Genomic DNA, 26956 nt, shown 5'->3' with positions numbered 1-26956 from the left:
CAAAATCAGCCAAACAGATTGTTGTCGCGCACCAGCTCCCGGGGCAGGGCATTCTTGATCCGGCTACCTACCCATTTCCCCATACCCAAGGTATGGCCCTGATAACGAACGATCACCTCGCCAGAGCCAGCATCCTGTTCTGGCCAGACGTCCCGACCCATCATGAATTCCCGCGCGTTGGCGCTGTCCAGTTCGACAACCCCCTTGCTCGCTTTATCACCATAGGCGAGCGCCCACTCATGGGTGAGGCGATAGCCTTTCTTGAAGGTTTCTGCCAACTTGATGCCGATGCGATCGAAGCGCAGCTTACCCTGAACCTGTTCAAACAGATGAGGAAATAGCCAGATCTCGTCATTGCGGCCAAACAGTTGACCTTGTGGCGCCACACCAAAATTGGCTTCAATTTCGCGCAGCATGGGCTCAGACTCTTTCGCAGCCAATGGCAGGAAGGGGAATTTGCCGAGCTTGCCCGGTTTGAACATGGTGTTGGGCACTGAGTGGTGCTTGCGCAATCTGGCGACGAAAAAGCCTTCACTGTCGAAGATCTGGGGCCAAACGTGCAGGTATCCTTCGGATGTGCAGGCCTGCTCTGCATGGGGGAACAGGTCGGCCAGCGAGTCAAAACTCAAGGCATCGCCAAACTTCTCCAGCAGTGACTGACAGACCTCCTGGTTCTCCTGCAAACTGAGCGTGCAGGTGGAGTAGACCAGTACGCCACCCGGTTTCAAGGCATGGAAGGCACTCTCCAGCAGCCCCTGCTGCACCGCCGCAATCTCGTCAATGCTTTCGATGCTCCAGTTGCGCAGCGCATCTTCATCCTTGCGCACGGTACCTTCACCGGAGCAGGGGGCATCGAGCAGGATGGCGTCGAAAGTCTCAGGCAGCCACTGACCAAACACCTTGGCATCAAAGTGAGTCATCCCCACATTGGTCACCCCGCAGCGCTGAATATTGGCGCTCAGTACCTTGAGCCGGCTGCTGGAAAACTCGTTGGCAACCAGCATCCCCTGATTGTTCATCAGGGCGGCGATCTGGGTAGTCTTGGAGCCGGGGGCGGCCGCTGCATCCAGCAGCATGCCGTCCGCTTTGATCTTGTCGCTGGCAAACAGTGCCGTCACCGGCAGCATGGAGCTCGCTTCCTGAATGTAAAAGAGGCCACTCAAATGCTCGGCCGTGTTGCCTAGCGGCACGCTCTCATCTGTGCGGCTCAACCAGAAGCCGGTCTCGCACCAGGGCACGGGATCGAACTGCCAGCCTTGTGGCTGCATCTTTTCAACGAAGTCAGAGACGGCAATTTTGAGCGTGTTGACTCGGATACTGCGGCGCAGCGGTCGCCGGCAACTTGCAACGAACTCATCCATAGAGAGGTGAGCAGGCATGATGGCCGCTATATGGCGCAAAAAGTGATCGGGTAGATAGATATTGTCGTGCACTGTGCCGTCTCGTTGACCGAAAAAGAGGGGCGACATCTTATCACAGGGCTAGGAATATTCTTAAAGTGCAGCAGGTAAAAATGAACAAGCCCGGCATTTGGCCGGGCTTGGATAACAACGTGAAGAGAGGGATCAGGGTTTGATGCGGGGACTCCACTCCTGCCACTCCTTCTCGGCCTTGCCGTAGAGGGGATAGCTGTGCCCGGCCTTGACGGTCGGCCCCATCTCTTTTTCCGGTGTATTGAAGGCAATGCCGCCAGCAAGCAGGCTCTGCACCGTCTCAACCTCGATAGTGCCACCGGTCAAGCCAATGTCCGCCTTGACCCCGGAGACATTCCAGAAGCGTGAGTTGGCACGCACCAGATGGGCATACTCCTGCTCCACATTGACGTCGATCACCACCTCGCTGCCATCGCGGGCCAGTGCTACCTTGGTAACGCTGCCGACCACCATCTTGCGAAACAGCAGCGGGCTGCCAACCGAGAGGCCATTCACCGACGGGCTTTTCAGAGTGAGGGACAAACCGGCAGGGCCGCTCTGGCTCAGGGGGAAGCTGTTCCGACCAGCCCCTTTACCGGGCTCGGCCTCGACAAAGGCCCCCTTGATCAGGGTATCGAGATGGGCCACACCACCCAGACCCAGCTTGGCTTGCACCAGGGTAAAGCGCGCGCCGGATTGCAGGAAACGCTCGGCGTACTGGCCATCCAGCTCGGCTTTGAAGATCACCTGACCCAAGGTCGGCTCCAGTTCAATCTGCTCAATCTTGCCGATATCTACCCCGCGATAACGGATCGGGCTGCCAATCCCGAGCCCCGGATTACTCTCAGCCACCAGTGACAGCTGGCGTACCTTAGCCTTGGCTTGCTCCTTATTGTCAAACAGCTGATGGCTGCTGCGGCCATTGGCCAGATAGTCGAACTCGATGGCACCGCGCAGCAGGGTACCAAGATTGCCAACTTTTAGCTGCACACCATCGACCCGTACCCGGGTGTCGATAGCCGGTTTTTTCCAGAATTGTGGCTGGCGGGCGAGGAGAGGGGCATAGATGCCGTCAATCTCGAGCTCTATCTCCACTCCCTCTTTGGCGGCGCGCAGCTGTTTCACCTTGCCCGCTTCCAACCCCAGATAGAGCACGGGAGAACCGATGCCGATGCCGTCCGCCTGATCCGCCTTGAGCAACCAGCGTTGCGGCTTGGCATCACGAGTACCGAGCAGTGCCAGCTCCTGATTGGGGTAGAGACGGTTGATCCGCTCGCCGCTACTCGCCTGCACCAGCTTGATGCCACCACTCAGCCAGGCACTGGCCGGGCTTGCCTCGACCTTGATACCGCTCAGATCAGCATCTATCTGTAGCGGCGCAGCGCGATAGAAGCGGGCACGGTTCAACAGATGGGCGTAAGCGGGTTGGATCTGCAGGGCTACGCTGGCATTGCCGCGCCCATCGAGATCGAGCTGGCTGATGCGACCAACCTGCAGCCCCTTGTACCAGATGGGGGCATCCTGATTAAGACCGGCCAGATCGTCCGCTTGCAATGTCACCTTGATGCCATCTTGTGGCGCCCGATCGGTCAGCGTCATTCTGGCCACTTCCTTACCCGCCACATAGTCAAGGCGAATGGCAGGGCCGGAGAGCAGCCGATCGGCATTCTTCACACCGGTCGGGGAGAGAGAAACGCTCTCCCATACCAGCTGACTCTTGTCGGTGATGCGATATGCCTGCTCCGGATTGATCAGTGCCGTCACCACCCGCCCCTTGTCAGTAAGGTGGATGGGATCGACGCGACCAATTTCTATCCCTTCGAAGAGAATGGGCATCCCCTCCTTGATGGGCAGATCACCCGCCACAATATCGATGCGCTTGCCGCGCGCCGCTTCTGCCAGCCCCTTGTAGAGGACGAAGGTTTGTCCTTTCTCCGACTCGGGAGACGCTTTGGGGGAGTCAAAGGCGATGCCGCCGCTCAGAATGGAAGTGAGGCTGCCAGCCTCAACGCTGACGCCAGCCAGACTGAAAGAGCCCTTGATGCCACTGATGTTCCAGAAGCGGGTATCGGTTTTGACCAGATGTTCAAAACGAGGCTCGATCACCAGATCCAGAATGACGTTCTGGTTGTCCTGACCCAAGCGGGTATTGATAACGCTACCCACTTCGATACCGCGAAAATAGAGCTTGGCACCGATGCCGACCGAGCCCAGCGAATCGGCGGTCAGATGCAGCATCCGCCCTTGCGCCTGATAGCCGGGGGGAGGGCCGTCGAGGGCATCAAACTTCTCCTGCAGCGGGTTGCTCTCGCGCCCCGGTTGCAAGTTGATGTAGTTACCGGAGACCAGGGTATCGAGACCGGAGATCTCGGTCAGCGATGCCTTGGGGCTCACCAGCCAGAAGTCGGATCCCTTGCGAATAAGCGGGCGGGCACGGCTATCAATCTTGGCCAGCACCGCAATGCGACGACCATCCTCGGCCAGCTCCAGCTCCTGCACCACCCCGATGGCAACCCCCTGATAACGGATCTGGGTCTTGCCCGGCAAGATGCCGTTACCCTGAGCAAAGTTGATCTGGATAAGCTGGCCGCGGCTCGCTATCTGTTGATAGAGAAAGCCGCCAGCCAGCAGCAGGGCGATGAGTGGTAACAACCAGACTGGCGATAGCCAGCGGCGCTTTTCGATGACGGGTTCAGCCCCGATCATAGTGACTCCTTATTGACCGGGCGCAGCCGCCCATCAGACAGAAACAGAAAACGCATCAACGGGCCGCCTTGTCCCAAAGCAGCCGGGTATCGAGCATGCGGGCCGACATCATGGTCAACACCACTACGCCGGCAAAAGCGGTGGCACCCGGGCCAGCCCGGACGCTCAGCATGACGCCACGATCGACCAGCGCCACCATCAGCGAAATGACAAACAGATCCAGCATCGACCAACGGCCGATAAAGTCGATCACCCGATACATCAATAGCTGGCGTTTGCGCCGCACCGGTTTGGCCCGTTGCAGCTGCCAGCAGATCCAGGCCAACCCGATTATCTTGCCCACCGGTACCAGTATGCTGGCGGTGAGCACTATGGTGGCAATCCCGCTCATCTTGCTGCGATAAAGCATCAGGATCCCGCTGAAGATGGTATCCGACTGCAACAGCCCCTTGTTGTAGAAGTGGGTAATGGGCAGCAGGTTGGCGGGAAGCAGCATAAAGGTGGCCAGCGCCAGCAAGCCCCATGACCAGGCTAGCGAATGAGGTATCCGCACCTGCAGCTTGCTGTCGCAACGTGGACAGACGCATCCCGCCTGATCCGCCTGATAACGCACCAGCAGGCCGCAGGTATGGCAGCGGCAGAGCCCCATTTCACGGGCACTGGTCATCGCCTTCCTCCTTGAGCGGGATCCGATCCCAATAGGGGGACGGATCAAAGAGGATCAGCAAACTCATGTTGAGCAGCATCAGAATGCCGAGGCTGAGCAGCCCGCCACCCAACCTGACATCGGCGATATCGATCAGTTTGAACAGGGCTACCAGCAGGCTGACGATATAGACCTCCAGCATGGCCCAGTGACGAAACACTTCGACTGCCTTCAAGGTTGGCGCAAGGAGATGCCAGCGTTTGGCCAGGCCCGATGCCAGCGCAAAGATCCCGGTCAACAGACCGATGGGGGCCAGCACGGCGCACCAGAGCACCAGAGAGGCAACCCAGAACTCCCCCTCGCCAAACAGCACAAAAATCCCGTGCAACAAGTTGGCATCGGAGTTGACGCCAGCCAGCCGCAGATAGATGAGGGGCTCGAAAAAGGCGGAGGGGAGCAGCAGAAATCCAGTGATGGTCAGCGCCATCAATTGGGAGGGACGAAAAGCATAACGGCCATAGAGATGCTGGTGACAGCGAGGGCAGTGGGCATGACGACGCAGCGGCAGCGCCTTGCGCTGGATAAGCAAGTCGCACGCCGGACAGACGATCACGGAACCGGGCTCCATCATACAATTCAACCTGTTGAAGCAATTGGTGAAATTTACCCTAAAACCGGTTCCCTGTCTTGCCTGCCTCCTTAATGTTACGAAAGTATAATTGACGTTAACGTAAACGTGATATTAGATGGTCAAACCAGACAGATGAAAGGAGTCATGATGTCCAGTTTGCCCCCCTCGGCAGGGCTGCGTTTTCGTACCGCCCTTGCCAATGAAAAGCCACTACAGATCGTCGGCACCATCAACGCCTATATGGCAATGATGGCCGAGCGCAGCGGCTTTCAGGCGATCTACCTCTCGGGCGCCGGTGTCGCCAACGCCTCCTACGGATTGCCGGATCTCGGCATGACCTCCCTCAACGACGTGCTGATTGATGCCGAACGGATCACCGCAGCAACCCGAGTGCCGCTGCTGGTCGATATCGATACCGGCTGGGGCGGGGCGTTCAATATCGCCCGCACCATTCGCGCGTTCGAGCGGGCCGGTGTCGCCGCCGTCCATATGGAAGATCAGGTGGCCCAAAAGCGCTGCGGTCATCGCCCCAACAAGGCGGTGGTGTCGCTGGAGGAGATGTGTGATCGGATCAAGGCGGCAGTAGATGCTCGCGAGAATGGCGAGTTCGTCATCATGGCTCGCACCGATGCGCTGGCGGTGGAGGGGATGGAATCTGCTCTTGAGCGCACCGCCGCCTATGTGGCCGCCGGGGCCGACATGATCTTCGCCGAAGCGGTGACCGAGCTGGCCCAGTACGACCAGTTCAAGCAGGCAGCCGGGGTGCCCATCCTTGCCAACATGACCGAGTTCGGCAAAACCGAGCTGTTTGACAAGGAGCAGCTCGCCGCCCACGGGGTCGACATGGTGCTCTATCCATTGAGTGCCAACCGCGCCGCCAATCAGGCCGCCCTCAACGTCTATCACCATATTCGCCAGGATGGCCATCAAAGGGCCGTCGTGGAGACCATGCAGACCCGGGAGTCGCTCTACGACTTCCTCGGATATCACCACTACGAGCAGACACTGGATCGTCTGTTTTCAGCCAAGGAATAGGAGGCAGCTTATGGGACAACAGAAACCGTTGGGCGGAGCAGGTCTGCGCGGTCAAAGCGCAGGGGAGACCAGTATCTGCACTGTGGGCAAGAGCGGCACCGGGCTTACCTATCGCGGTTACGACATCAAGGAGCTGGCCGATAGCGCCCAGTTCGAGGAGGTTGCCTATCTGTTGCTCAAGGGAGAATTGCCGAGTAACCAGCAACTGGCCGACTACAAACGCGAGCTGCGCCGCTTACGCACGTTGCCGGCCGCGCTACTGGAGGTGCTGGAGCGCATTCCCGCCGATGCTCATCCGATGGATGTGCTGCGCACCGGCTGCTCCATGCTCGGCGATCTGGAGCCGGAAGATGGTTTCGAGCATGAACACGAAGTGGCGGATCGGCTGCTCGCCGCCTTTCCGGGCATTCTGATCTACTGGTACAAGTTCAGTCACGAGGGCGTTCGCATCGCCCTCGACAGCGATGAAGAGTGCATCGGCGGCCACTTTCTGGCCCTGCTGCACCAGAAGGCGCCAAGCGAGCTGGAGCGTCGGGTGATGCATGTCTCCCTCATCCTCTACGCCGAGCATGAGTTCAACGCCTCCACCTTTGCCGCGCGAGTCTGCGCCTCAACCCTTTCCGACATGTTCTCCTGCATCACCGCCGCCATCGGCACCCTGCGTGGCCCGCTCCATGGCGGCGCCAACGAGGCGGCCATGGCGATGATCGAAGATTGGCAAGATGAAACGCAGGCAAGGCGCGAACTGCTGACCAAGCTGGCGGCCAAGGAGAAGATCATGGGCTTTGGCCACGCCATCTACCGCACCTCGGATCCGCGCAACGTCATCATCAAGGAGTGGTCGGCCAAACTTGCCGAGGCTGTGGGTGATGATCGCCTCTACCGCGTCTCCTGCGAGGCGGAGAAGGTGATGTGGGAGGAGAAAGAGCTCTTTCCCAACGCCGACTTCTTCCATGCCAGCGCCTATCACTACATGGGGATCCCGACCAAGCTGTTCACCCCCATCTTCGTCTGCTCGCGGGTCACCGGCTGGTGCGCCCACGTGATGGAGCAGCGCGAGCACAACCGGATCATCCGTCCGAGCGCCGATTATGTCGGCCCGGCCCCCCGTCACTTTGTCTCTCTACAACAACGATAAGGAAGTCACGATGTCCGCCAACGTCGACGTCAACCACAGACCAGACCCCGATCAGGTGCTGGTCGATATTGCCGATTATGTCTGCAACCACCCCATTACCAGCGAGGCGGCTCTCGACACCGCCCGCTACTGCCTGATGGACACGCTCGGCTGTGGCCTCTTGGCTCTGCGCTTCCCCGAATGTACCAAGCACCTTGGCCCCATAGTCCCCGGCACCCTCGTACCCCATGGCGCCCGAGTGCCCGGTACCCAGCTCTGCCTCGACCCGGTCAAGGCGGCCTGGGACATCGGTGCCATCATCCGCTGGCTCGATTACAACGACACCTGGCTGGCCGCCGAGTGGGGTCATCCCTCCGATAATCTGGGCGGTATTCTGGCCACTGCCGACTGGCTCTCCCGTACTCGCGTGGCCGAGGGCAAGGCGCCGCTCACCATGGCCGATGTGCTGGTGGCCATGGTCAAAGCCCACGAAATTCAGGGGGTGCTGGCGCTGGAGAACTCTTTCAACCGGGTCGGTCTCGATCACGTGGTACTGGTCAAGGTCGCCAGTACCGCCGTGGTGACTCATATGCTGGGGGGCACTAGCGATCAGGTGATCGATGCGGTATCCCAGGCCTGGGTCGATGGCCAGAGCCTGCGGACCTACCGTCATGCCCCCAATGCGGGTTCCCGCAAGAGCTGGGCGGCGGGGGATGCCACCTCCCGCGCAGTGCGCCTCGCCCTTATCACCATGAGCGGCGAGATGGGCTACCCCGGCGTACTGAGCGCGCCAAAATGGGGCTTCTACGATGTGCTGTTCAAGGGCAATCAGTTCGCCCTGCATCAGGGGTACGGCAGCTATGTGATGGAGAACGTGCTGTTCAAGATCTCCTATCCCGCCGAGTTCCATGCCCAGACCGCAGTAGAGTGCGCCATGAAGCTGCATGGGCAGGTGAAGGGGCGGCTCGACGAGATAGACCGTATCGAGCTCACCACCCACGAGTCGGCCATTCGCATCATCAGCAAGGTCGGCGCCCTCAACAACCCGGCCGATCGGGATCACTGCCTGCAGTACATGGTGGCGGTGCCGCTCATCTTCGGTCGCCTGATTGCCGAGGATTACGAGGACGATGTTGCCGCCGATCCCCGCATCGACGCGCTACGCGGCAAGATGGTGGTGCAGGAGGACAAGCGTTACAGCCGCGAATATCTGGAGGCGGACAAGCGATCCATTGCCAATGCCATCCAGATCTTCTTCAAGGACGGTACTCACACCGCCAAGGTGGAGGTGGAGTACCCGGTCGGCCATCGTCGCCGCCGGGAGGAGGGGATCCCGCTGCTGGTGGAGAAATTCCAGCACAACCTGGCCACCCGCTTCCCGGCGAAACGGGTCAGCGACATCCTTGCCCTCTGTCAGGATGGGCCGCGGCTTGCCGCCACCCCGGTACACGCCTTTATGGATCTGTTGGTGATCTGACCGATATCTACCGGCAAACAGCGATAAACGAAAAGCGGGCCCATCGGCCCGCTTTGTCGTCTGGCAACGGTTATCTGGCAACCTTTTGCACAATCAGACGTTCAGACGTTGCTGCTTCTGTCTGTTACCAACGATCGGGCCTCGCGTTTTTATCGTGCCACTACCACGGCAACGCTCCGCTTCCCGCGCGCTGTTTCACTGACGCAACAATGATCAATTTCAACTCGATATATTTGCAACAATCTTCGTCTACCGAGCTTAAGCCAGAACGCTGCTATCACCGCTAAAGAGCGCCGTCATGATGGCCGTCTCGCGACTGGCGATGGTTTCAAGAAACTCGTTGGCACGTCCCATGTGATGGCACACCTGATAACCCCGCTCGACAAAGGAGAAGAGCTCGCCAAGCCCCGCCAGATGGGCCGGGCCTGAGACCAGCTTGAGGGTTGCCCCCAGCAGCGGTTTTCTCGCCAGCCGATCCAGCGTCATACCCAGCTGGCTCACCAGCGCAATCTGATGCTCCCGACGCGCCTGCTCACCCACGGCGCGATAGGCGATGGTGTAGTGTTCGGCAGTAATGGGATTGAGCCCGCCAATGCGGCGCAGCGCCACCACCATCAGGTAATCGAGCTCTTCGGAGAGGGCGTCGAGCTCGATCGCCTGCGCCAGCACTTTATGGCCGGATTCCGGCAACAGCCGCTCTGCAGTTGGCATTACCCGCATCACGTCGGCATCGCGGCGAACGCTGTCACCCGGCCCGTAGAGATCGGTCAGAAAGAAGCGGGCGGCCGGGCCATAACGGTCGCTCTCCAGCAAATCCCTGTGGGTGCGCCCCAGCCGGTCGGCCTGCCACTGACGCAAACAGTCCCGATCCTGCATATCTTGCGGATGGCTGCGCATCTGCTCGCGCAAAGCGGCCACCCGATTGAGCTGGCGATAGAGCTGACCGAGGGTGCTCTCGTCATCGGGGGAGTGGGATTGATGGGTCATCGACAGCTCTCTGATTGTGTGTGACAGAACGGAGTTATAGATTCGAAATAGACAACCGAATGAAAAACAAACAGTTTTTACACCTTCTTCACTGCCAAGTGTAGCCTGAAGGCGGCCGGGAATAAATCCTGCGCCACGCCAGCCCTTGCCATGACGGCAGACACTGTTAAGTGAGTCCCATTTATGTAAATGACTCTTTCACTTGTTGTGAACATGTGTTTAATATCAACAGATATGTCATTACCCTGAGTACTCATCATGTTTCTATACGATTCGCTCGCAGGCAGTCGCGGGCTCTCAACCATCCAGATCAGCCGTCAGCACCCGCTGGGGCTGGCCGGTGCCCGGGTGGCCGCAGAAGCCATCGCCCAGGACATGTGCGAAAACTATCAACTGGATTGTGAATGGGCGGATGAAGAGGAGACCGAATTGCGGTTTCGTGGCTCGGGCGTTCATGGTTCGCTCATTCTCGATGAGGAGAATTTGCAGCTCGATGTTCATCTTGGCCTGATGCTGCTGCCGGTACGCAGTGTGCTGGAGCAGGAGATCCTCGATTATGTGGAGAATCGATTACCCTGCCCGAAACGGGTATGAAACCAATTTCACCCGCCATTTTAAATAGCGGTGAAGAGAGTAAGACATGTATTGAACAGGCTATTTCTGCTCGACTCTCTGCTTATTGTTCGGTGAATGTTTAGCAATGCATTTTGGATATTTAATATAGCCATCACTTTTCGTACTTAATATTTCGAGCCGGCCTGACCACCTCATCTTTAATTACGTTTTCCGCTCATTGCGAGATGAAGGGAGAAGGTTTCTGGCTGTCTCGACAATTTCATTTTGCAGGGAAACAGCATGCCAACGAGTGAATTTATCTCTTGCGTTGATACCGCATGGCTACGCATGGACAGACCCAACAACCTGATGCAGATCATCGGCGTTCTGATGTTTGAAGGGCAGCTTGATGAAGAGCGTCTGCGCAACGGGTTGCGCCACACCATTTCGGTACAGCCCCGCTTCCACCAGCGGGCCGTGCTGGAGGGGGGATCCTACTGCTGGCGCCATGATCCCGACTTCGATCTCGACCAGCACCTCAAGCGGGTGATCCTGCCCGGCAAGGCGGGCAAAATCGAGCTGGAGAAGCTGGTGGCCGATCTCGCCTCGACCCCGCTCAACCACCAGCGCCCCCTGTGGGACATGCACCTGACCGACACCTCGCTTGGCGGTCAGGCGCTGGTGGTGCGCATCCACCACGCCATGGGGGATGGCTTCTCGCTGGTGCGGGCCATGCTCACCATGATGGACAACTCCCCGCAGCCGGTCACCCCCATCCGTCCCAAGGCGGCGCCGGAGCCCGCCGATGAGGAGGACGATGACGACACGCCCCACGGCAGTCGGCTGGTCAAGGCGGGCCTCAAGCTGACCGGCACCCTCTGGTCCAAATATGTCGAGGTGCTGACCCATCCCACCAAGGCGGTGGATTACCTCAAAGCAGGCCGCGATGTGGCCAGCGAGCTGTGTAACATTGCGACGCTGGGCGATGATTCACCCTCCCGCCTCAAGGGCAAGACGGGCAGCAGCAAGCGGGTTGCCTGGTCGGAACAGATCCCGCTGCCTGACATCAAGGCGGTGGGCAAAGTGTTGGGCTGCTCGGTCAACGACCTGCTGATCGCCGCCACCGCCGGCGCGTTCCGCCACTATCTGGAAGAGAAGGGGGACGATGTCGACAACATCGAAATTCGCGCCCTGGTGCCGGTCAATATGCGATCCCCAGACGATGACGGTGCCCTTGGCAACCGCTTCGGGCTGGTGGCCCTCGATCTGCCGCTCGACATCGCCCATCCGCTGCAACGCCTCTATGCGGTGCGGGATCGGATGCAGGCGCTGCGCAGCTCGCTGCAGCCAGTCGTGGTGCTCAATCTGCTCCATGGTCTTGGCATGGCGCCCAAGGCGGTACAACAGCAGGCGGTTGATCTGCTGGCGGCCAAAGCCAGCGCGGTGATCACCAATGTGCCGGGCCCGCAGCAGACCCTCTATCTGGCCGGTGCACGCCTGCGCCAGCCGCTGTTCTGGGTGCCACAGGCCGGGGATATCGGCGTCGGCGTCTCCATCCTCTCCTACGATCACGGCGTGCAGCTGGGGCTTATCACCGACAAGAAGCTGGTACCGGACCCTGATCAAGTTGTCGACCGCTTCGCCGTGGAGTTTGAACAGCTACTGCTGCTGGTGTTGCTGGAGCCGGAGCTGCTGTTCGACCCAAACGGTCTTGATGCGCTGCTGGGCTGATCCGGTACGTAAAAATTCCGATAAAAAGAGGCCAACCCGCGGGTTGGCCTCTTTGCTATCTGTTGCCTGACGCTGCTGCGTAAAGCCGGGGGGATTAATCCTCCAGCTCTTCGCGCGCCGCCTCCACATCGAGGCGCTCCATCGCATCCATCGGCTCACACTCGGCCGCTTCGGCATAGAGGGCTTCGGCCGCTTTCAGGCGGCTTTTGCCATGCAGCATCACCTGGGCATTGGCATACTCCATCCGCGCGATGGCGGAGTCGGGGATCAGTGCCAGCGCCTCCTTGAAGTGACGCTCGGACTCCTCCTTCTTGGCGCCATAGGTGAGACCGCCGATCATGGCGCCCAGCTTGTCGACGATCTCGGCGTGCCATGCACCAAAGGCGATATGGGCTTCGGCGTGGTCGGGTTCGATCTCCAGCGCCTTCTCCAGACTGGCCTTGATCTTGTCGCCAATGCCCTGAGAGAGGGCTTTGGAGATGGAGATCACCTGGCTGTAGCGGCCAAGGGCCAGAGCATGGAAGTACCAGGCGTTGGCATTGTCAGGCTGGCGTTTTTGCAGCTTCTCGGCATGGCTGGCCGCCCGCTCGAAAGCGGCACGTTTGGCATATTTGTCCTCCAGCAGGTAGCTGGCGTGGATCACCAGCGCCTTGTTCGCCACATTGAGACCTGCCTCACCGGCCGCTTCGCCAAGGGCGACGGCCTGGGCAAAATCCCCTGCGTGATAGGCCCGCCAGGCATCCTGTACCTGCTCATCTTCCGACCATGGCTCGGCATCCCCCTGATGGAGACGTTCCCAGTTATCGGCCAGCTTCTGGCCAGCATAGTCATAGGCCGCATCCGCGTAGGGGAAGGGGACAAATTCGAGTTGTGAGGTGGTCATGCTTGTTCTCCCTGTAGCATTTGAGTCAAACCTTTTCGGTGTATTGGTGGGCGAGAGCGCCCAGATGAACACGGGCATCGTCCCGCAGGTAGGGGGCGACCAGCTGCATCACCTGAAAGACACCCAGTGCAATATCGGCGTCGCTCCGGGGGTGCAGTGCCCGCTGGTACGAGATCCAGAATGTGCCCACCAGCGCCACGTTGGCAGCCAGTGAACGCAGCTGTTGGGGGCTTCCCTCCATCAGGCCGACCGTCTGCAGGTGAGTGCAGATGGTGATGGCTGTCTGCTCCTTGCGGCGCAGCAGGGCGGAGAAGCGCTGCTCGACCCGATGGTAGCCATTCATCAGGGTGGAGATATCGTAGTAGAAGAAACGGTATTTCCAGATGGCTTCAAACATCAGGTGGAGGAAGAGCCAGATATCCTCGGGCTCATCGGACGGGGCGCTGACCGCATCGAGCAAACGCTCCATCTCCTGCTCGAACTCGTCGAACAGGGCATTGACGATCTCCTCCTTGTTGTGGAAGTGGTAGTAGAGATTTCCCTGGCTTATCTCCATCTCGGCCGCAATGGCCGAGGTGGTAACGCTGGGTTCGCCCAGCAGATTGAAGCGGGCGAGGGCAGTGGTCAGGATCCGTTCCCTGGTACGGCGTTTGGGCTTGCGATCCATGCTACTCCTTCACGTGTGGACGACGTACGCCACGGCGATAACGCCTGGCGAGCCAGTGTTGCAGCTGTTCCAGCGACTTGTCGAGGGCCGCGACTGAGCCGCTGCTGGGGGCCAGCAGGGTGCGGTCGGGGTCGGCGAGCGCCTTCAAATTGAGCTCGAAGCCATGCCTGGCCAGGATGGGTGCCAGCTCGTGGCGACGCTGCCAGAGATCACGACGGGTGTGCTGGAAGGCGTGTTCGCACAGGCGGCGACGATCCCGATAGCTGAATACATTGGTAAAAAACATCTCGCCATCGGCGGGGGATGGTTCAAACAGCAGTGCGTCGGCGTTGGGGTATTGGTGGCGATAGCGATCCATCCCCACATGCATCCGCGAGTGGATGATGGCGCGGAAGGTCTGGGCCAGCACCACCGGCAAACCGCTATCCACCAGATTGGTGGGCTCTCCGGGCGCCATACCGGCATCGAAGGGCACCAGCGGATTGATGCAGAAGACCAGATCTGCCCCCTCCTGCAGCGCCACCGAGGCGTGCAGGGTCTTGATCAGGGCGCCATCGACATAGTAACGGCCATTGATCAAGGAGGGAGGAAAGAGGCCGGGCAGGGCCGCAGAGGCCTGCACGGCCGCCGAAATGGGCACATCGTCAAGCCCCGGCCCGCCAAAGGCGACCGGATGGCCGGTATCCAGCTCGGTCGCCACCACGAACAGACGGCGGTTTAGCTGGCGAAAATCGTTGCTGCGACCGGGACGGGAGAAGAACTGGGTCAGGATGCGATCCACCCCGCGATTGTCGAACAGTCCGGTCGGGATCGCCCTGGAGAGGCCTTGCAGCGATTCAAACAGGCTGCGTTTCCAGGGGGCAGCCAGATAGCGCATCAGGCACTCCAGCGCCAGAGGCGGGATGGAGCCGAGTCGCAAAGCGTATTCACGAAAGGCGGGACGCAGCAGGGTGGCGGGATCAAACATCTCGCCGGAGTCGTCGCTGAGCAGTATGCGCACCAGCTTTTCTGCCGAGATGCCGTTGGCCAGCGCCGATGCCACCACGGCGCCCGAGCTGACGCCGACATAAATATCGGCATGTTCAAGGCGCAGGCCGCTGATGCTGTCGGAGAGGGCGGCGCAGGCACCGATCTCGTAGATGCCACCGAGCGGCCCGCCACCGGCAAGGGCGATTGCTACCGTACTCATAGAGCCTCCTCCCTATCCATAGAAAACCGGCCCAGCGCTGGGCATGGGCCGGTGATGCTCACTCTTTGCCATCGAGACGGATTACGGCAGAACGCTCTCGGCTTTGGCCTTCACCTCTTTGACTGCATCTTCTGCAGCGGATAGGAGGTCAGCAGCCTGCTCAACCACCGCCTCTTTAGCCTTGGCGACCGGCGCCTTCTTTACCGGCGCTTTCTTGACCGGCGCTTTCTTCGGGGCTGCCGGTTTGGCTTCAGCGGCCGGAGCCTCTTCGTCCTGAGCATCCAGCAGTTGCTGCACTACTTCGGTCAGCTCGGCCATGCGCTTGGAGAGCTTGTCGATGTCCTTGCGAGTCGGGATACCCAGACTGGCTACGGCGCGGGCAACGCGATCTTCGAACACCTGCTCCAGACGGCCCCAGGTACCGGCAGTCTTGTCAGCTACCGCAGCAATCTTCTCGTCGGCGCTTTGACGGGTTTTGGCTTGCAGCGCTTCACCTTCCTGCACCAGCGCTTCAAAAATCTTGCCGCCCTCTTCCTGCGCCTTGGCATAGGCGCCCAGACCGGCCAACCAGATCTGCTGGGTGGACTCTTTGATGGTGGAGGTGAGTTGGTTGTCGGTCACGGAACCTGCCAGCGCTTTAAGTTTTTTAGCCATGATCTTCTCCTTGAATAACGACAGATAAATGTAATGGCGACAACGAAACTGCAATCGGGTTGTGGCATTACTGATTTTTCAACTTCAGTCTAGGGACAAAAAATAGAGGGTTCTACCTAATAACGGAACAGGCACACCACCGAAATTAGGGTTTGCTCACGAACCGACAATCAAATTGCGGATTTCCATATGAATCGTGATATATCTAACAACCTAGTAACACCCTAATCAGTAGCAGGATTCTCTTTATGAACTATTTCATTACCGGCGGTAGTGGTTTTATCGGGCGTCGATTGATCAAAAAGTTATTCCAACAGCATCCCGACTGTACCGTCTATTTTCTGATGCGCTCTTCTCATCAGGAAAAATTGCCAGAGCTGTTCTCATTCTGGAATGTGGATGAATCGCGCGCGGTCCCGGTTTTTGGCGACATGACGCAACCGCTGCTGGGGGTATCGGTCGAGATGCAGGAGCAGTTGATCGGCAAGATCGACCACTTCTTCCATCTGGCTGCCATCTATGATCTCAACGCCAAGGCGGGGATCCAGCAGCAGGTCAACACCGAAGGAACCCGCCAGTCCGTGCAGCTGGCCGAACGACTCGCGGCCCGCCAGTTCCACCACTGCAGCTCTATTGCTGCCGCCGGTCTCTTTGATGGTCTGTTTCGCGAGGATATGTTCGATGAAGCCGAACACCTCGACATGCCTTATTTCCAGACCAAGCACGAAGCGGAAGGGATTGTGCGCAACGAGTGCACCATTGCGTGGCGGGTCTACCGCCCGGGCATCGTTGTCGGTGACTCCAATACCGGCGAGATGGACAAGATCGACGGCCCTTACTACTTCTTCAAGACCATCCAGAAGCTGCGCCGTCTACTGCCGCCCTGGATGCCGGCCATCGGGGTTGAGGGCGGGCGCATCAACATAGTGCCGGTCAACTTTGTGGTCGATGCCATGGTGCATATCGCCCATCAGGAGGGAGAGGAGAACAAAACCTTCCATCTGACCGACCCCAACCCGATGCGGGTTGGCGATATGTTGAGCACCTTCTCCCGCGCCGCCCATGCGCCGGAGCCTGCGATCCGCATCAACGCCTCTCTCTTTAATTTCATTCCCCGCCACCTGACCGCCATGCTAATGACCATGGCGCCGGTGCGCCGTATCCGCGATGCAGCCATCGCCGATCTGGGTCTGCCCAAGGATGTGTTCCGTCTTATCAGCTATCCCACCCGTTTCGACAGCCGTGAAACCCAGCGGGTACTGAAAGGGACCGGTATCGAAGTGCCGCCGCTGCACAGCTACGCCTGGCGGCTGTGGGACTACTGGGAGCGTCACCTCGATCCAGAACTCTTCATCGATCGCTCCCTGCGTGGTCGGGTAGAGGGCAAGGTGGTGCTGGTGACCGGGGCCACCTCCGGCATTGGTCGTGCAACCGCACGCAAGCTGGCGGGAGCGGGGGCCAACGTCGTTACCATCGCCCGCGACGAGCAGAAGATTGCCGAGACTAAAGCTGAGTTTGCCGAGCTGGGACTGACCATCGAGATCTATCAGGGGGATCTCTCCAATCTGGCGCAGGCCGAGGAGATCACCGCTCGCATCGTGGCCGATCACGGCGGCGTCGATATTCTGGTCAACAATGCCGGCCGCTCCATCCGCCGCTCCATTGAGGACTCCTTCGATCGCTTCCACGATCTGGAGCGCACCATGCAGCTCAACTACTTCGGCGCACTCAAGGTGATCATGGGGGTGCTGCCCACCATGATCGAGAAGAAGAAAGGCCACATCATCAACATCTCCTCCATCGGGGTGTTGACCAATGCACCGCGCTTCTCCGCCTATGTTGCCTCCAAATCTGCCCTCGATGCCTGGGTGCGTACAGCCGCCTCCGAGTTTGCCGATAAAGGGGTGAGCTTCTCCATCATCAATATGCCGCTGGTGAAAACGCCGATGGTCGCACCGACCAAGGTCTATGAGCAGGTACCGATGATGACGCCGGAAGAAGCGGCCGATCTGGTATGCGATACCATCATCAACAAGCACGTTCGTCTGGCCACTCGCCTCGGGGTATTTGGTCAGGTGGTTCATGCCCTGGCACCGCGTGTCGCTCAGGTCATCATGAACACCAGCTTCCGCACCTTTGCCGATCCCAAGGATGGCGACAAGTCCAAGGCCACCGCCGATCAGGTTGCCGTCTCCACCTTCATCAAGGGGATCCACTTCTAAGCCAGCGCAGTTGCAAGGAAGATAAAAACAGAGCGGGCCCGCACATTCGGGCCCGCTCTTTTATTGTGGGGGATTGCCTATGGCCTAATTGCGAGCCAGCAGAGTGAGCAGCAGCGCCGTAGTGCGGCGCGAGTAGAGCAGGGTGAGGTGGCCAATGCCGGCCAGCTCGATATCTTCCATGCCCGCCAGACGCTGGCGCTCCTGCGGCATAACCACGTTATCGTGGCTGGTGCGCACCGAGATCCCGGGAACGCAGAGCGCCACAGAAGCAAAGCGCTGCAACCAGCCAGAGCCCGGCTCCATCTCCCGCGCATTGGCACCCACCCCCAGCATCGCCAACTGGCTGCCCTGATGGGGCGTTGCCAGCGTGATAAGGCTTGCCACCTTGTCGCCGCCATGGACCGCCAGATAGTCGCGGCAGACCAACCCCCCCATGCTGTGGCCGATCAGCACCAGCTGGCTGGCACCGGTTGTCGCGAGCACATCGTCAATTCGCTTGGCCAGCAGCGGCACCATCTCGTCGATATGACCAAATGGCGGCGTCAGGGTAATGGTGGCCACCACATGACCCGCAGCTTCCAGCCGGGCGCGCTGGGTACGCCAGATGCCGCGGCTGCAACCATAGCCATGGACCAGCAGTACCGGCCGTCTGCCGGGAGGTAGCCTGTCTGGCGCCATCAGCAGCGGCTCGAAGGGGAGCAGCCAGGTAAAGGTGTAGAGGTAGGCGAGCATCTCGCGTGCCATCATCTTCACTCTCGCCGGCATGCCGATGGCCGGGGAGGGGTAAAAGCGGGTAAATAGCCAGCTACCGAGTACCACCAGGCAACGCAGGGTGAGCAGAGCCAGGATCACAAACAGCAGAGTGACCAGCCATGAAAAATCCAGTACCAGATGGGCGATGCTCCCAATGAGCAGCACCTCAACCATCAGCAGAATAAACAGGTGTCGTACGATCGTCATGCCCCCATGATCCGGCGACATAGCCATAGAAGTCAAATGACGCTTTTCTACCCTGCAGGCCCCGTCACGCTTGCCCCGACATAGCCTTCCTCATTACCGTGTCAGGATATTTGCAATACTGTATATCCATACATATACTTGCATCATCATCAACAGGAGGAGGCCATCATGGCTGTTGAAATCAAATATGTTGTGGTTCGTGGGGGAGTGGAAAAAATGACTTTTGCCAGCAAGAAAGAGGCGGACGCCTATGACAAACTGCTGGATACCGCCGATGAGCTGATGGCACTGCTTGCCGGCGCCCCTGTCGAGATGACCCCGGAGCAGCAGGAGAGCCTGGCGTTTTACCTCGCCGAGCAGCGTGATCAGCTGCAAAACCTGCTGCGTGGTGGCAAGGTAGCGGCCACTGGCAACAAGGAGGAAGAGGCCGCAGCCAAGCGCAAGGAGAAGGCGCTCAAACAGGTGGCATAAGCAGTTTTTTGGTGGCCTATCGGGGTAACGGCTTGTATATCATTCACTTAAATTGCATTTATCACCATTTTTCAGGCTATTTACCCCGAAAATTTTTTAACAAAGGTGCATATTGATTGCATAAGGTAATTCAATGCCAGATTTCTGTTTCTGGCTGGTAACCAGTCAATCACACCTTTGACAAACTGGGCCAGGCCCTGTCTTTCGGTCGATACCACCGGCCATTTCTCTTCTTTTTTAACCAAGCAAGACCATGACTCATCAACCCATTCCCTTGCCGCCGGCCATGCCGCTTTTTGACAATCTCACTTATCTGGAAGAGGGCAATGCTCAGGTTAACCACTACCTCGCCAATCTCAGCCTCAACACAGTGCCTGATGCAGGTCTGGTCTATGAGCTGGCGGTCGACTGGCTGCTTGAACAGCGCCATAGCGAGAACAACTACAAGACCTACCGCAGCGAGCTGACCACCTTTTTGCACTGGTGCTTTTGCGAAGTCGCCATCAGCCCAAAGGCGCTGACCCGGCGCATCATGATGCGCTACCTCGACTACTGCCAGTCACCACCGGAGCCGCTCATCGCCTATCGCAACGTCGCCCAGTTTGTACAGGACAAAGAGTGGGGAGAGCGGTTACCCAATCCCCAATGGCGTCCATTTCTCGGTAAAAAGGAGCTGGGCCAGCCACTGCCATACCGCTTGAGCGAGCCGGCGATGAAGACCAAGCTCGCTATCCTGTCAGCCTTCTTCCAGTTCCTCATTCAGGAGGAGTACATGGATAGAAACCCGGCGCTGCTACTGCAACGGGTGAAAAAGCCCCTTGCACAGGAGGCTGACGATCAGGTGCAAGCCTTCAGCGAACTGCAATGGTCCTACGTACTGCAGGCTGCTGAAACACTCGCTCAAGACAACCCTGAACAACATGAGCGCAGCCGGTTTCTCGTTATCCTTATGTATGCCTGTTATCTGCGGATCTCGGAAGTGGCGGCCAGACCCGGCTTTACCCCCGTGATGGGGCAGTTTCGTCGTGACAGCAAAACCGGTGTCTGGGGTTACTACATACCGAGCAGCAAGGGGGGAAAACGTCGTACCGTCGCAGTCTCACAGGCGCTGCTCCACGCCCTCGAACGCTACCGTGCGTTTCTGGGACTCTCGCCCTTGCCGGCACCCAACGAGCAGACCCCGCTCTTTATCCGTCATAAAGCGGCAGCCCACGGCCGGGAACAGGGAGAACTGAATGCCAATCTGGGGATCCGTCAGCTGCGCGAACTGGTGCAGGCAGTAATAACCAAGGGTGCCGAACTGGCCGAGCTGGATGGCTTTTATCAGGATGGTGCCGAAATGCGGCAACTGACCCCCCACGCCATTCGCCATACCGGAATCACCCACGACATCAACCTCAACGGTCGACCGCTTTCCCACGTACAAGCCGATGCGGGCCACGACAGTATCGACACCACCTCCAAATACCTGCACACCAGCCAGAGCGAACGCCATGAGAGCGCTCAGCAAAAACCACTCGACAGGTTGCGATAAAGACCCGAACAAGTGAGAGATAACAAGAAATAAAAATCAGAGATAGGACTAACCAATGCCGTAATTTTACGGCATATTCCTCTCAATCGGCGCGAGCGCAATGGCTGCCACAGCGAAAGGGGGAGCCCAATACACATATTGCTCAAGCGTTTTGATAGTGAATACTTGTCTCAAAATAGGGTATTTGTGGTTTCAGAATATCGACCGAGGGGAGGGGTTGGGTGATTGCTATTTCGTGGTAGCCGAGAGAAATGGCTTGGCGCTTCAGCACAAAGTAGATAGCCATTTCATCTCTACATATCACCCCGATCAGTAATACGGAGGGAATTCCCAGACAACCATGCTCACACCATGCACTGGTGAGGGGTGTTATCTCTTACGAAGTAGGTTTTTTGTCAGTAAGGGGTTGGTTTAACAGCAATTGCCCCAACTTTCATTTAATGCCGATAAAGCTAGTTATCGGCATTAAGCCATTTGCTCTGTGTACAGATAGTCAGGAGGAAACCCAACACTTTGAAAAAAAAGGAAATCCATATGACAGTCGATCATATTGAAAAGTCAGAACACCTTGAAGCATTAGAGGTCTCTCTTCGGGAAGAATGGCATGCCATGATTGCATCAGGTGCGCCTAAAGCAGACATAATTGCTAAATCCAAAGCATATACCGCTACGTATTTTGCTAGTCAGAACTCAAGGTGCAAGTTTATCCAGCCTTATCGAGATGGGCGCTAGGTGCCGAACTCTACATTGAGGATGTGAATATGATTGAGCGTTTCAAAATTGAAAATGTGACTGAAGCTGATGCCTTCTTAAGAGATTTGCTAGCTAAATATGAGTATCGCTCTATGGATGAAGTGATTGTACGGGCACGCGAGCTTGTTTCGGATGACAATCTTCGTATGTACTTCATTAACAAGGCGAAAGAGATTCTTGGCGTCACAGCCTGAGTGGAATTCAGGCGAAACAATCTATCAAGGGGCCTCAGGCCCCTTTGTTCTACCTACAGGCCTGACTGCGCATAATGTATATTATGTTAAATGCAATATCTTGTTTTCTGTTCCCACTAAGTGAACTGTGTATAATGGCAACAATTGATCCTCTCTCCGACCGGATGTCTTAAGTGGCTGAATTAACATCAGAACAATTAAAACCTGCTTTTGCGATTGAACAGTTTCCAACCCTCAGCGAGCTAGAACCCATTCCGTTTGCTGCGCTGCAACCCAGAGCCATTTCTGCCATCAAACGGTTAGCCAGTTTTGATGGCGACTGCCCGGTCATGTTGCTCAACGGGTTCCCCGGCGCCGATTACGAAGATGTCTGCCGTACCCTCATTGCCGCATCCAACGGCAAGGATGGCGATCTGTTCGACCTCTGCTACACCGAGAACCTCAACAACCCCTTCAAACCGATCTGGCTGCGCCTGCAACCAGGCACAGGTATCGAGTTCTGCGAGATGGTTGGCGAATTGCTCAAGCTGATGAGCCACCACCTTGATGCCGAGCGTCTGGTGACCCGCATCATGCGCAAGCAGAACAATGATCCCAAGATTGATGACTTCCTCTCCGATCTGTCTGCCCATGTCGCTCTGGGTCTGGAGTTCCAGCATCCGGTGCTGATAAATCTGCTCATTCATCACGAAGAGCAAGAAGCGCCGGTGATCTACGGCCGCGACCTCAACTGGGATACCCTGTTTGGCTCCATCAACTACCAGACCGAGCAAGGCTCCGTCTATGCCAACCAGCACCTATTGGAACCTGGATTGCTACGTCAGGCCAACGGTGGTTATCTGATCCTGCAGCTGGATGAACTGCTTGATCAGCCCCACCTCTGGTTCAAGCTCAAAAACGCCATGCAAAAAGGCGAGCTGGACTGGAACGCCTATCAGGAAGGCAAGACGCTGACCCCCTTCTTCACGCCGGAAGCGACCCCCATCAAGCTCAAGCTCATTCTGGTGGGTGATCGTCTCGATGTGGCCGAGTTCCAGATGCTGGATCGGGATATGTCCGAGCGTATCTTCCTGCGCGCAGACCTAGTCTCTGAAGTGAACATCGAAGAAGATCTGCAGGAGTTTTTGCAATATCTCGCCTGGCTGCGCGAACGTTGGGAACTGCTGGATTTCACTCCTGCCGCCCTCGCCGCGCTATGCCGTCACGCCAGCCGTCTGTGCGATCATCAGGAGTGGCTCTCCCTCTCCGAGGTACAGCTCTCCGCCATCATGCGGATGGCTGACAGTCTGGCACGCGAACTTGAAGCTGACGTCGTCACCGACGAGCATATCCGCGGCGCGCTGGAGGAGCAGGATTATCGCCTCAACTATCTGGTCGAACAGTCCGATCAGGGGGTTATCGATGGGCAGATCCTGCTGCAGACCGATGGTGAAGAGATTGGCCAGATCAACGGCCTCTCCGTCATTCAGGTCTCCGGTCACCCATATGACTTCGGTGAACCGGTACGTCTGACCGCCACCGTTCATCTGGGTGATGGCGATGTGGCGGATATCGAACGCAAGGCGGAGCTAGCTGGTCATATCCATGCCAAGGCGATGATGATCATTCACGGCTACCTCTCCAACAAGTTTGGCGCCGAGAACCCCTCTCCTCTCTCCGCCAACCTGGTGTTCGAGCAATCCTATCACGAAATTGATGGTGACAGCGCTTCGCTGACCGGTCTGTGTGCCCTGCTCTCTGCCCTCGCCCGCCAGCCCATTTACCAGCACTTTGCGGTAACGGGTGCAGTCGACCAGTTTGGCAATGTGCAGGCCGTTGGCGGCGTCAACGAGAAGATCGAAGGTTTCTTCCGGGTGTGCAAGATCCACGGTCTGACAGGCAAACAAGGCATCCTGCTGCCCGGCACCAACGCCCAGCAGCTCAACCTCTCTGATGAGGTGATCGCCGCTGTCGAAGCCGGCCAGTTCCATATCCACCCGGTGGATCATGTGGAAGAGGCCATCGAGCTCTTGACTGGCTGTGTGGCGGGTGAACCTGACATGCCTGATACCCTGTTTGGCCGCATTCAGGAGCGACTGGATGAGCTGAACGGCAGTACGGCGAAAGTCGGGCTGCTGCGCGCCCTTCTTGATCGGCTGTTTGGCCGCTAATGAAGTGATCGGAGTTGTTTAGCGCACATCTGTACGCTAAATTGGCGCAGCTTTACTCATTTGAAGGAAACTCAGCGTGACCGTAGACAATTCGACCCTGGAAGCCCGCCTTTCCCTGTGTGAACAGGGCAAGAACTCTTTTACCCGTGAAGAGCTGCTGGCTTGCAGCCGTGGCGAACTCTTTGGTGAGGGTAACAGTCAGCTGCCCGCCCCCAACATGTTGATGATGGATCGCATCGTCAAGATCAATGACAACGGTGGCGAGCACGGCAAGGGCGAGATCCTGGCAGAGCTCGACATTACCCCCGATCTCTGGTTCTTCGATTGCCACTTCCCGGGTGATCCCGTGATGCCGGGCTGTCTCGGTCTGGATGCCATGTGGCAGCTGGTTGGCTTCTTCCTCGGCTGGAAAGGCGGCCCGGGCAAAGGCCGTGCGCTGGGTGTCGGTGAAGTGAAATTTACCGGCCAGATCCTGCCGACCGCCAAGAAAGTGACCTACAAGATCACTTTCAAGCGGGTCATCAACCGCAAACTGGTGATGGGCATTGCCGATGGTGTCGTTGAAGTTGACGGTCGCCCCATCTATAGCGCAACTGACCTGAAAGTGGGCCTGTTCCAGGACACCACCGCATTCTGATTGATGCGAACCTGAATGTGGCGAAAGCCACAGCGCAAAGGGGCCACGACGGCCCCTTTCCTTTTGTAATGAGTGTAATGAAGTAACTTACTTCATGAAGAGGCCTGAGCCCCGCCCTTCCATGGCATCTCGCCAACCACCAAGCCAGTGCCCACGGGCATCCAGACATTGATACGGACACGCTTCTTTCTGTTTGCCGACCACGCCAGCCTGATAACCACGAGCACGAGCTCTTTCCAGACGGTCCCGTTTCTGTCTCTTCATCATCTACGACCCTCTTCGTGGAACAAAAAAAGCGACCAATTCTTCATCGGTCGCTTTCATCTTTACCCCAGCAGGGAGGGAGGGTCAAACAAAAATTTCCATGCTAACCCCCCTCTGTGACATAAGGCACTGAACTCAATTAAATTTAAATTACAGGAAACTTATTCCTGATTTTTGAGTCCTTCCAGCTCTTCCCAGCGCGCAAATGCCTCCTCCAGCGCTGTCTCGGCAGCACTCAATGCGGCCAGTTTGGGCTGGGTCTGCTCGCTTGGCAGGGAGAAGAAACCGGGCTGGTTGATCTCCCCTTGCAGCGCGTCAAGTTCAGCTTCCAGCTGCTCAAGACGCGCCGGCAGACCATCCAGTTCAAGCTGCAGCTTGTAGGAGAGTTTTTTGCCTTTCTTCGGTGCTTCGCTCACTGTGGCTACCGGCTCGGGAGCCTTGACCGGTATGCTCTTGGCCTGTTGCTGAGCGCGCTGCTGCTCACGGGTCGCCATCATGTCGGCATAGCCGCCCACGTAGTCACTGATGCGGCCATCCCCCTCAAACAGCCAGCAACCGGTTACCGTATTGTCGATAAAGCGACGGTCATGACTTACCAGCAGCAGAGTGCCCGGATAGTCCGCCAGCAGCTCTTCCAGCAGCTCCAGAGTCTCGACGTCGAGGTCGTTGGTCGGTTCATCGAGGATCAGCAGGTTGCTGGGTTTAAGGAACAGCTTGGCCAGCAGCAGTCGGTTTTTCTCACCGCCAGAGAGCGCCTTGACCGGCGTTCTGGCCCGCTTTGGCTCGAACAGGAAGTCCTGCAGGTAGCCAAGGATGTGACGGGAGCGACCGCGCACCATCACCTCCTGCTTGCCCTCCCCGACGTTGTCCACCACCGTCTGCTCGGGATCGAGCTGTTCACGGTACTGATCGAAGTAGGCCACTTCCAGATTGGTGCCCTGACGTACCGAGCCACGAGTGGCATCTAGCTGACCCAGCAGCAGCTTGATCAGAGTGGATTTGCCGCAACCGTTGGGGCCAACCAGCGCAATCTTGTCGCCACGCAGCACCTGCAGATCCAGCCCCTCGAACAGGGTGCGCTCACCAAAGTCGAGCCCCAGCCCTTCAGCTTCAAATACCAGCTTGCCGGAGCGGCTCGCCTCATCGAGTTGCAGCTTGGCTTTGCCCTGCAGTTCGCGACGCTGGGTTCGCTCCATGCGCATCGCCTTGAGGGCGCGCACTCGCCCCTCGTTACGGGTGCGGCGCGCCTTGATCCCCTGGCGTACCCACACCTCTTCCTGAGCCAGCTTGCGATCGAACTCGGCATTTTTCAGCTCTTCGACCCGCAACCACTCCTCTTTGCCCTGCTGGTACTCGTCATAGTTGCCGGGCCAGGAGGTGATCACGCCGCGATCCAGATCGATGATCCGGGTCGCCAGCTTGTGGATAAACTCACGGTCGTGGGAGATAAACACGATGGCGCCACGGAAATCCTTGAGGAACTCTTCCAGCCAGTTGATGGCCTCGATATCCAGGTGGTTGGTCGGTTCGTCCAGCAGCAGCAGATCGGGATCACAGGCCAATGCACGGGCCAGCGCCACCTTGCGCAGCCATCCACCAGAGAGGCTGTCGAGGGTCACGTCAGGATCAAGACCAAGCAGGGTCAGCACCTGATTGATGCGGGTCTCGTACTGCCAGCCATTCTGATAATCGAGCTGCTCCTGCAGCTGGCTCATCTTGCGAATGTTGGCATCGGACGGGTCACTCGCCAGCGCCATGGAGATATGGTGATACTGCTTGAGCAGCTCACCGACGCCGGCCAGCCCTTCGGCGGCGTAGTCAAACACGGTGAGCTCGCTCGAAGTGGGCGGATCCTGCTCAAGACGAGTCACTTTCAAATCCTGCTGCAACACCAGACGGCCATCATCGAGCGGCAATTCGCCGGCAATCACCTTCATCAGGGTGGACTTGCCCGCCCCGTTGCGGCCCACCAGACAGAGGCGCTCGCCTCGCTCGATGGTCAGCTCGGCCTTGTCGAGCAACGGAAAATCACTGAACGACAGACACGCGCCGTGCAATGTTAAAAGAGCCATGTTCGTTCC

24 protein-coding genes are annotated in these 26956 nt (G+C 58.1%); 12 read left to right on the top strand and 12 right to left on the bottom strand.

Annotated elements, in window-relative coordinates; genetic code table 11:
- Nucleotides 1-5: 5 nt before the first annotated feature.
- The 4 genes from rsmF to I6L40_RS12835 form a co-directional block, all read right to left on the bottom strand.
- A complete protein-coding gene (gene rsmF, locus I6L40_RS12850) occupies nucleotides 6-1433 on the bottom strand; it encodes a 16S rRNA (cytosine(1407)-C(5))-methyltransferase RsmF (protein ID WP_216994355.1) in 1428 nt (475 codons plus the stop codon).
- Between the two features lie 132 nt (nucleotides 1434-1565).
- Nucleotides 1566-4118, bottom strand: a complete 2553-nt coding sequence (locus I6L40_RS12845; RefSeq protein WP_071910148.1) for an MlaD family protein — start codon at nucleotides 4116-4118, stop codon at nucleotides 1566-1568.
- Nucleotides 4119-4173: 55 nt separating this feature from the next.
- Nucleotides 4174-4785: a paraquat-inducible protein A gene (locus I6L40_RS12840; RefSeq protein ID WP_216994354.1), complete on the bottom strand. Its 612-nt coding sequence runs from the start codon at nucleotides 4783-4785 to the stop codon at nucleotides 4174-4176.
- Entirely contained in the window at nucleotides 4769-5395 is a 627-nt protein-coding gene (locus tag I6L40_RS12835) for a paraquat-inducible protein A (RefSeq protein ID WP_216994353.1), read from the bottom strand. Before I6L40_RS12835 ends, I6L40_RS12840 begins: the two co-directional genes overlap by 17 nt.
- 147 nt (nucleotides 5396-5542) lie before the next feature.
- Between I6L40_RS12835 and prpB the strand changes: the two genes are divergently transcribed.
- The 3 genes from prpB to I6L40_RS12820 are packed head-to-tail and all read left to right on the top strand — an operon-like array spanning nucleotide 5543 to nucleotide 9024.
- Nucleotides 5543-6430 (top strand): methylisocitrate lyase, encoded by an 888-nt coding sequence (gene prpB, locus I6L40_RS12830; protein WP_216994352.1) that lies wholly within the window; start codon nucleotides 5543-5545, stop codon nucleotides 6428-6430.
- Nucleotides 6431-6440: 10 nt separating this feature from the next.
- Nucleotides 6441-7568 (top strand): 2-methylcitrate synthase, encoded by a 1128-nt coding sequence (prpC, locus tag I6L40_RS12825; RefSeq protein ID WP_216994351.1) that lies wholly within the window; start codon nucleotides 6441-6443, stop codon nucleotides 7566-7568.
- Nucleotides 7569-7578: 10 nt separating this feature from the next.
- Complete coding sequence (locus I6L40_RS12820) at nucleotides 7579-9024, top strand: bifunctional 2-methylcitrate dehydratase/aconitate hydratase (RefSeq protein ID WP_216994350.1); 1446 nt, start codon at nucleotides 7579-7581, stop codon at nucleotides 9022-9024.
- A 258-nt stretch (nucleotides 9025-9282) separates the two neighbouring features.
- Here the strand turns inward: I6L40_RS12820 and I6L40_RS12815 are convergent, their stop codons facing one another.
- Nucleotides 9283-10011 carry a hypothetical protein gene (locus tag I6L40_RS12815; RefSeq protein ID WP_216994349.1) on the bottom strand — a complete coding sequence of 243 codons (729 nt, stop codon included), beginning with the start codon at nucleotides 10009-10011 and terminating at the stop codon, nucleotides 9283-9285.
- A gap of 258 nt (nucleotides 10012-10269) precedes the next feature.
- Between I6L40_RS12815 and I6L40_RS12810 the strand changes: the two genes are divergently transcribed.
- Nucleotides 10270-10605 (top strand): polyhydroxyalkanoic acid system family protein, encoded by a 336-nt coding sequence (locus I6L40_RS12810; protein WP_042030967.1) that lies wholly within the window; start codon nucleotides 10270-10272, stop codon nucleotides 10603-10605.
- A 261-nt stretch (nucleotides 10606-10866) separates the two neighbouring features.
- Complete coding sequence (locus I6L40_RS12805) at nucleotides 10867-12297, top strand: wax ester/triacylglycerol synthase family O-acyltransferase (protein WP_182925486.1); 1431 nt, start codon at nucleotides 10867-10869, stop codon at nucleotides 12295-12297.
- Between the two features lie 94 nt (nucleotides 12298-12391).
- On the opposite strand, the gene I6L40_RS12800 is transcribed toward I6L40_RS12805, so the two are convergent.
- The 4 genes from I6L40_RS12800 to I6L40_RS12785 all read right to left on the bottom strand — a co-directional run bounded on the left by I6L40_RS12800 (nucleotide 12392) and on the right by I6L40_RS12785 (nucleotide 15690).
- On the bottom strand, nucleotides 12392-13180 hold the full coding sequence (locus I6L40_RS12800) for a hypothetical protein (RefSeq protein WP_216994348.1): 789 nt from the start codon (nucleotides 13178-13180) through the stop codon (nucleotides 12392-12394).
- 25 nt (nucleotides 13181-13205) lie between these two features.
- Nucleotides 13206-13847, bottom strand: a complete 642-nt coding sequence (locus tag I6L40_RS12795) for a TetR/AcrR family transcriptional regulator (protein ID WP_041207755.1) — start codon at nucleotides 13845-13847, stop codon at nucleotides 13206-13208.
- Between the two features lies 1 nt (nucleotide 13848).
- The gene (locus I6L40_RS12790; RefSeq protein ID WP_215801257.1) at nucleotides 13849-15036 is read right to left on the bottom strand and encodes a patatin-like phospholipase family protein; all 1188 of its coding nucleotides are present in this window, start codon (nucleotides 15034-15036) and stop codon (nucleotides 13849-13851) included.
- An 81-nt stretch (nucleotides 15037-15117) separates the two neighbouring features.
- Nucleotides 15118-15690 (bottom strand): phasin family protein, encoded by a 573-nt coding sequence (locus I6L40_RS12785; RefSeq protein WP_042030972.1) that lies wholly within the window; start codon nucleotides 15688-15690, stop codon nucleotides 15118-15120.
- A gap of 248 nt (nucleotides 15691-15938) precedes the next feature.
- On the opposite strand from I6L40_RS12785, the gene I6L40_RS12780 reads away from it, so the two are divergent.
- Entirely contained in the window at nucleotides 15939-17912 is a 1974-nt protein-coding gene (locus tag I6L40_RS12780; RefSeq protein WP_156852778.1) for an SDR family oxidoreductase, read from the top strand.
- An 84-nt stretch (nucleotides 17913-17996) separates the two neighbouring features.
- Here I6L40_RS12780 and I6L40_RS12775 read toward each other — a convergent pair whose 3' ends face one another.
- The gene (locus tag I6L40_RS12775; protein WP_216994347.1) at nucleotides 17997-18872 is read right to left on the bottom strand and encodes a triacylglycerol lipase; all 876 of its coding nucleotides are present in this window, start codon (nucleotides 18870-18872) and stop codon (nucleotides 17997-17999) included.
- A gap of 168 nt (nucleotides 18873-19040) precedes the next feature.
- On the opposite strand from I6L40_RS12775, the gene I6L40_RS12770 reads away from it, so the two are divergent.
- The 6 genes from I6L40_RS12770 (at nucleotide 19041) to fabA (ending at nucleotide 24611) form a co-directional block, all read left to right on the top strand.
- Nucleotides 19041-19343 carry a YebG family protein gene (locus I6L40_RS12770; protein WP_216994346.1) on the top strand — a complete coding sequence of 101 codons (303 nt, stop codon included), beginning with the start codon at nucleotides 19041-19043 and terminating at the stop codon, nucleotides 19341-19343.
- 253 nt (nucleotides 19344-19596) lie between these two features.
- Nucleotides 19597-20877: a tyrosine-type recombinase/integrase gene (locus I6L40_RS12765; RefSeq protein WP_216994345.1), complete on the top strand. Its 1281-nt coding sequence runs from the start codon at nucleotides 19597-19599 to the stop codon at nucleotides 20875-20877.
- Nucleotides 20878-21411: 534 nt separating this feature from the next.
- A complete protein-coding gene (locus I6L40_RS12760) occupies nucleotides 21412-21609 on the top strand; it encodes a hypothetical protein (protein WP_216994344.1) in 198 nt (65 codons plus the stop codon).
- Between the two features lie 29 nt (nucleotides 21610-21638).
- Nucleotides 21639-21824: a hypothetical protein gene (locus I6L40_RS12755; protein WP_216994343.1), complete on the top strand. Its 186-nt coding sequence runs from the start codon at nucleotides 21639-21641 to the stop codon at nucleotides 21822-21824.
- 173 nt (nucleotides 21825-21997) lie between these two features.
- Nucleotides 21998-23974: a Lon protease family protein gene (locus I6L40_RS12750; RefSeq protein ID WP_201929857.1), complete on the top strand. Its 1977-nt coding sequence runs from the start codon at nucleotides 21998-22000 to the stop codon at nucleotides 23972-23974.
- Nucleotides 23975-24050: 76 nt separating this feature from the next.
- Nucleotides 24051-24611, top strand: coding sequence for a 3-hydroxyacyl-[acyl-carrier-protein] dehydratase FabA (gene fabA / locus I6L40_RS12745; RefSeq protein ID WP_033113552.1), 561 nt, complete (start codon nucleotides 24051-24053; stop codon nucleotides 24609-24611).
- Between the two features lie 87 nt (nucleotides 24612-24698).
- On the opposite strand, the gene rmf is transcribed toward fabA, so the two are convergent.
- Both rmf and I6L40_RS12735 read right to left on the bottom strand, forming a co-directional pair.
- Nucleotides 24699-24875, bottom strand: a complete 177-nt coding sequence (gene rmf / locus I6L40_RS12740) for a ribosome modulation factor (RefSeq protein WP_010674759.1) — start codon at nucleotides 24873-24875, stop codon at nucleotides 24699-24701.
- Nucleotides 24876-25036: 161 nt separating this feature from the next.
- Nucleotides 25037-26947 carry an ABC transporter ATP-binding protein gene (locus I6L40_RS12735; RefSeq protein WP_216994342.1) on the bottom strand — a complete coding sequence of 637 codons (1911 nt, stop codon included), beginning with the start codon at nucleotides 26945-26947 and terminating at the stop codon, nucleotides 25037-25039.
- Between the last annotated feature and the right edge of the window lie 9 nt (nucleotides 26948-26956).

The sequence above is a fragment of the Aeromonas sp. FDAARGOS 1410 genome, from assembly GCF_019048745.1.
In the GTDB taxonomy this organism is placed as follows: domain Bacteria; phylum Pseudomonadota; class Gammaproteobacteria; order Enterobacterales; family Aeromonadaceae; genus Aeromonas; species Aeromonas jandaei.
The sequence above is the reverse complement of the archived record's forward strand: the minus strand, read 5'-3'. Positions and strand labels throughout refer to the sequence as shown.

Coding starts and splice junctions, on each gene's coding strand:
- I6L40_RS12845 (WP_071910148.1), bottom strand. CDS start 4,118: ATGATCGGGGCTGAACCCGTCATCGAAAAGCGCCGCTGGCTATCGCCA.
- I6L40_RS12840 (WP_216994354.1), bottom strand. CDS start 4,785: ATGACCAGTGCCCGTGAAATGGGGCTCTGCCGCTGCCATACCTGCGGC.
- I6L40_RS12835 (WP_216994353.1), bottom strand. CDS start 5,395: ATGATGGAGCCCGGTTCCGTGATCGTCTGTCCGGCGTGCGACTTGCTT.
- prpB (WP_216994352.1), top strand. CDS start 5,543: ATGTCCAGTTTGCCCCCCTCGGCAGGGCTGCGTTTTCGTACCGCCCTT.
- prpC (WP_216994351.1), top strand. CDS start 6,441: ATGGGACAACAGAAACCGTTGGGCGGAGCAGGTCTGCGCGGTCAAAGC.
- I6L40_RS12820 (WP_216994350.1), top strand. CDS start 7,579: ATGTCCGCCAACGTCGACGTCAACCACAGACCAGACCCCGATCAGGTG.
- I6L40_RS12815 (WP_216994349.1), bottom strand. CDS start 10,011: ATGACCCATCAATCCCACTCCCCCGATGACGAGAGCACCCTCGGTCAG.
- I6L40_RS12810 (WP_042030967.1), top strand. CDS start 10,270: ATGTTTCTATACGATTCGCTCGCAGGCAGTCGCGGGCTCTCAACCATC.
- I6L40_RS12805 (WP_182925486.1), top strand. CDS start 10,867: ATGCCAACGAGTGAATTTATCTCTTGCGTTGATACCGCATGGCTACGC.
- I6L40_RS12800 (WP_216994348.1), bottom strand. CDS start 13,180: ATGACCACCTCACAACTCGAATTTGTCCCCTTCCCCTACGCGGATGCG.
- I6L40_RS12795 (WP_041207755.1), bottom strand. CDS start 13,847: ATGGATCGCAAGCCCAAACGCCGTACCAGGGAACGGATCCTGACCACT.
- I6L40_RS12790 (WP_215801257.1), bottom strand. CDS start 15,036: ATGAGTACGGTAGCAATCGCCCTTGCCGGTGGCGGGCCGCTCGGTGGC.
- I6L40_RS12785 (WP_042030972.1), bottom strand. CDS start 15,690: ATGGCTAAAAAACTTAAAGCGCTGGCAGGTTCCGTGACCGACAACCAA.
- I6L40_RS12780 (WP_156852778.1), top strand. CDS start 15,939: ATGAACTATTTCATTACCGGCGGTAGTGGTTTTATCGGGCGTCGATTG.
- I6L40_RS12775 (WP_216994347.1), bottom strand. CDS start 18,872: ATGACGATCGTACGACACCTGTTTATTCTGCTGATGGTTGAGGTGCTG.
- I6L40_RS12770 (WP_216994346.1), top strand. CDS start 19,041: ATGGCTGTTGAAATCAAATATGTTGTGGTTCGTGGGGGAGTGGAAAAA.
- I6L40_RS12765 (WP_216994345.1), top strand. CDS start 19,597: ATGACTCATCAACCCATTCCCTTGCCGCCGGCCATGCCGCTTTTTGAC.
- I6L40_RS12760 (WP_216994344.1), top strand. CDS start 21,412: ATGACAGTCGATCATATTGAAAAGTCAGAACACCTTGAAGCATTAGAG.
- I6L40_RS12755 (WP_216994343.1), top strand. CDS start 21,639: ATGATTGAGCGTTTCAAAATTGAAAATGTGACTGAAGCTGATGCCTTC.
- rmf (WP_010674759.1), bottom strand. CDS start 24,875: ATGAAGAGACAGAAACGGGACCGTCTGGAAAGAGCTCGTGCTCGTGGT.
- I6L40_RS12735 (WP_216994342.1), bottom strand. CDS start 26,947: ATGGCTCTTTTAACATTGCACGGCGCGTGTCTGTCGTTCAGTGATTTT.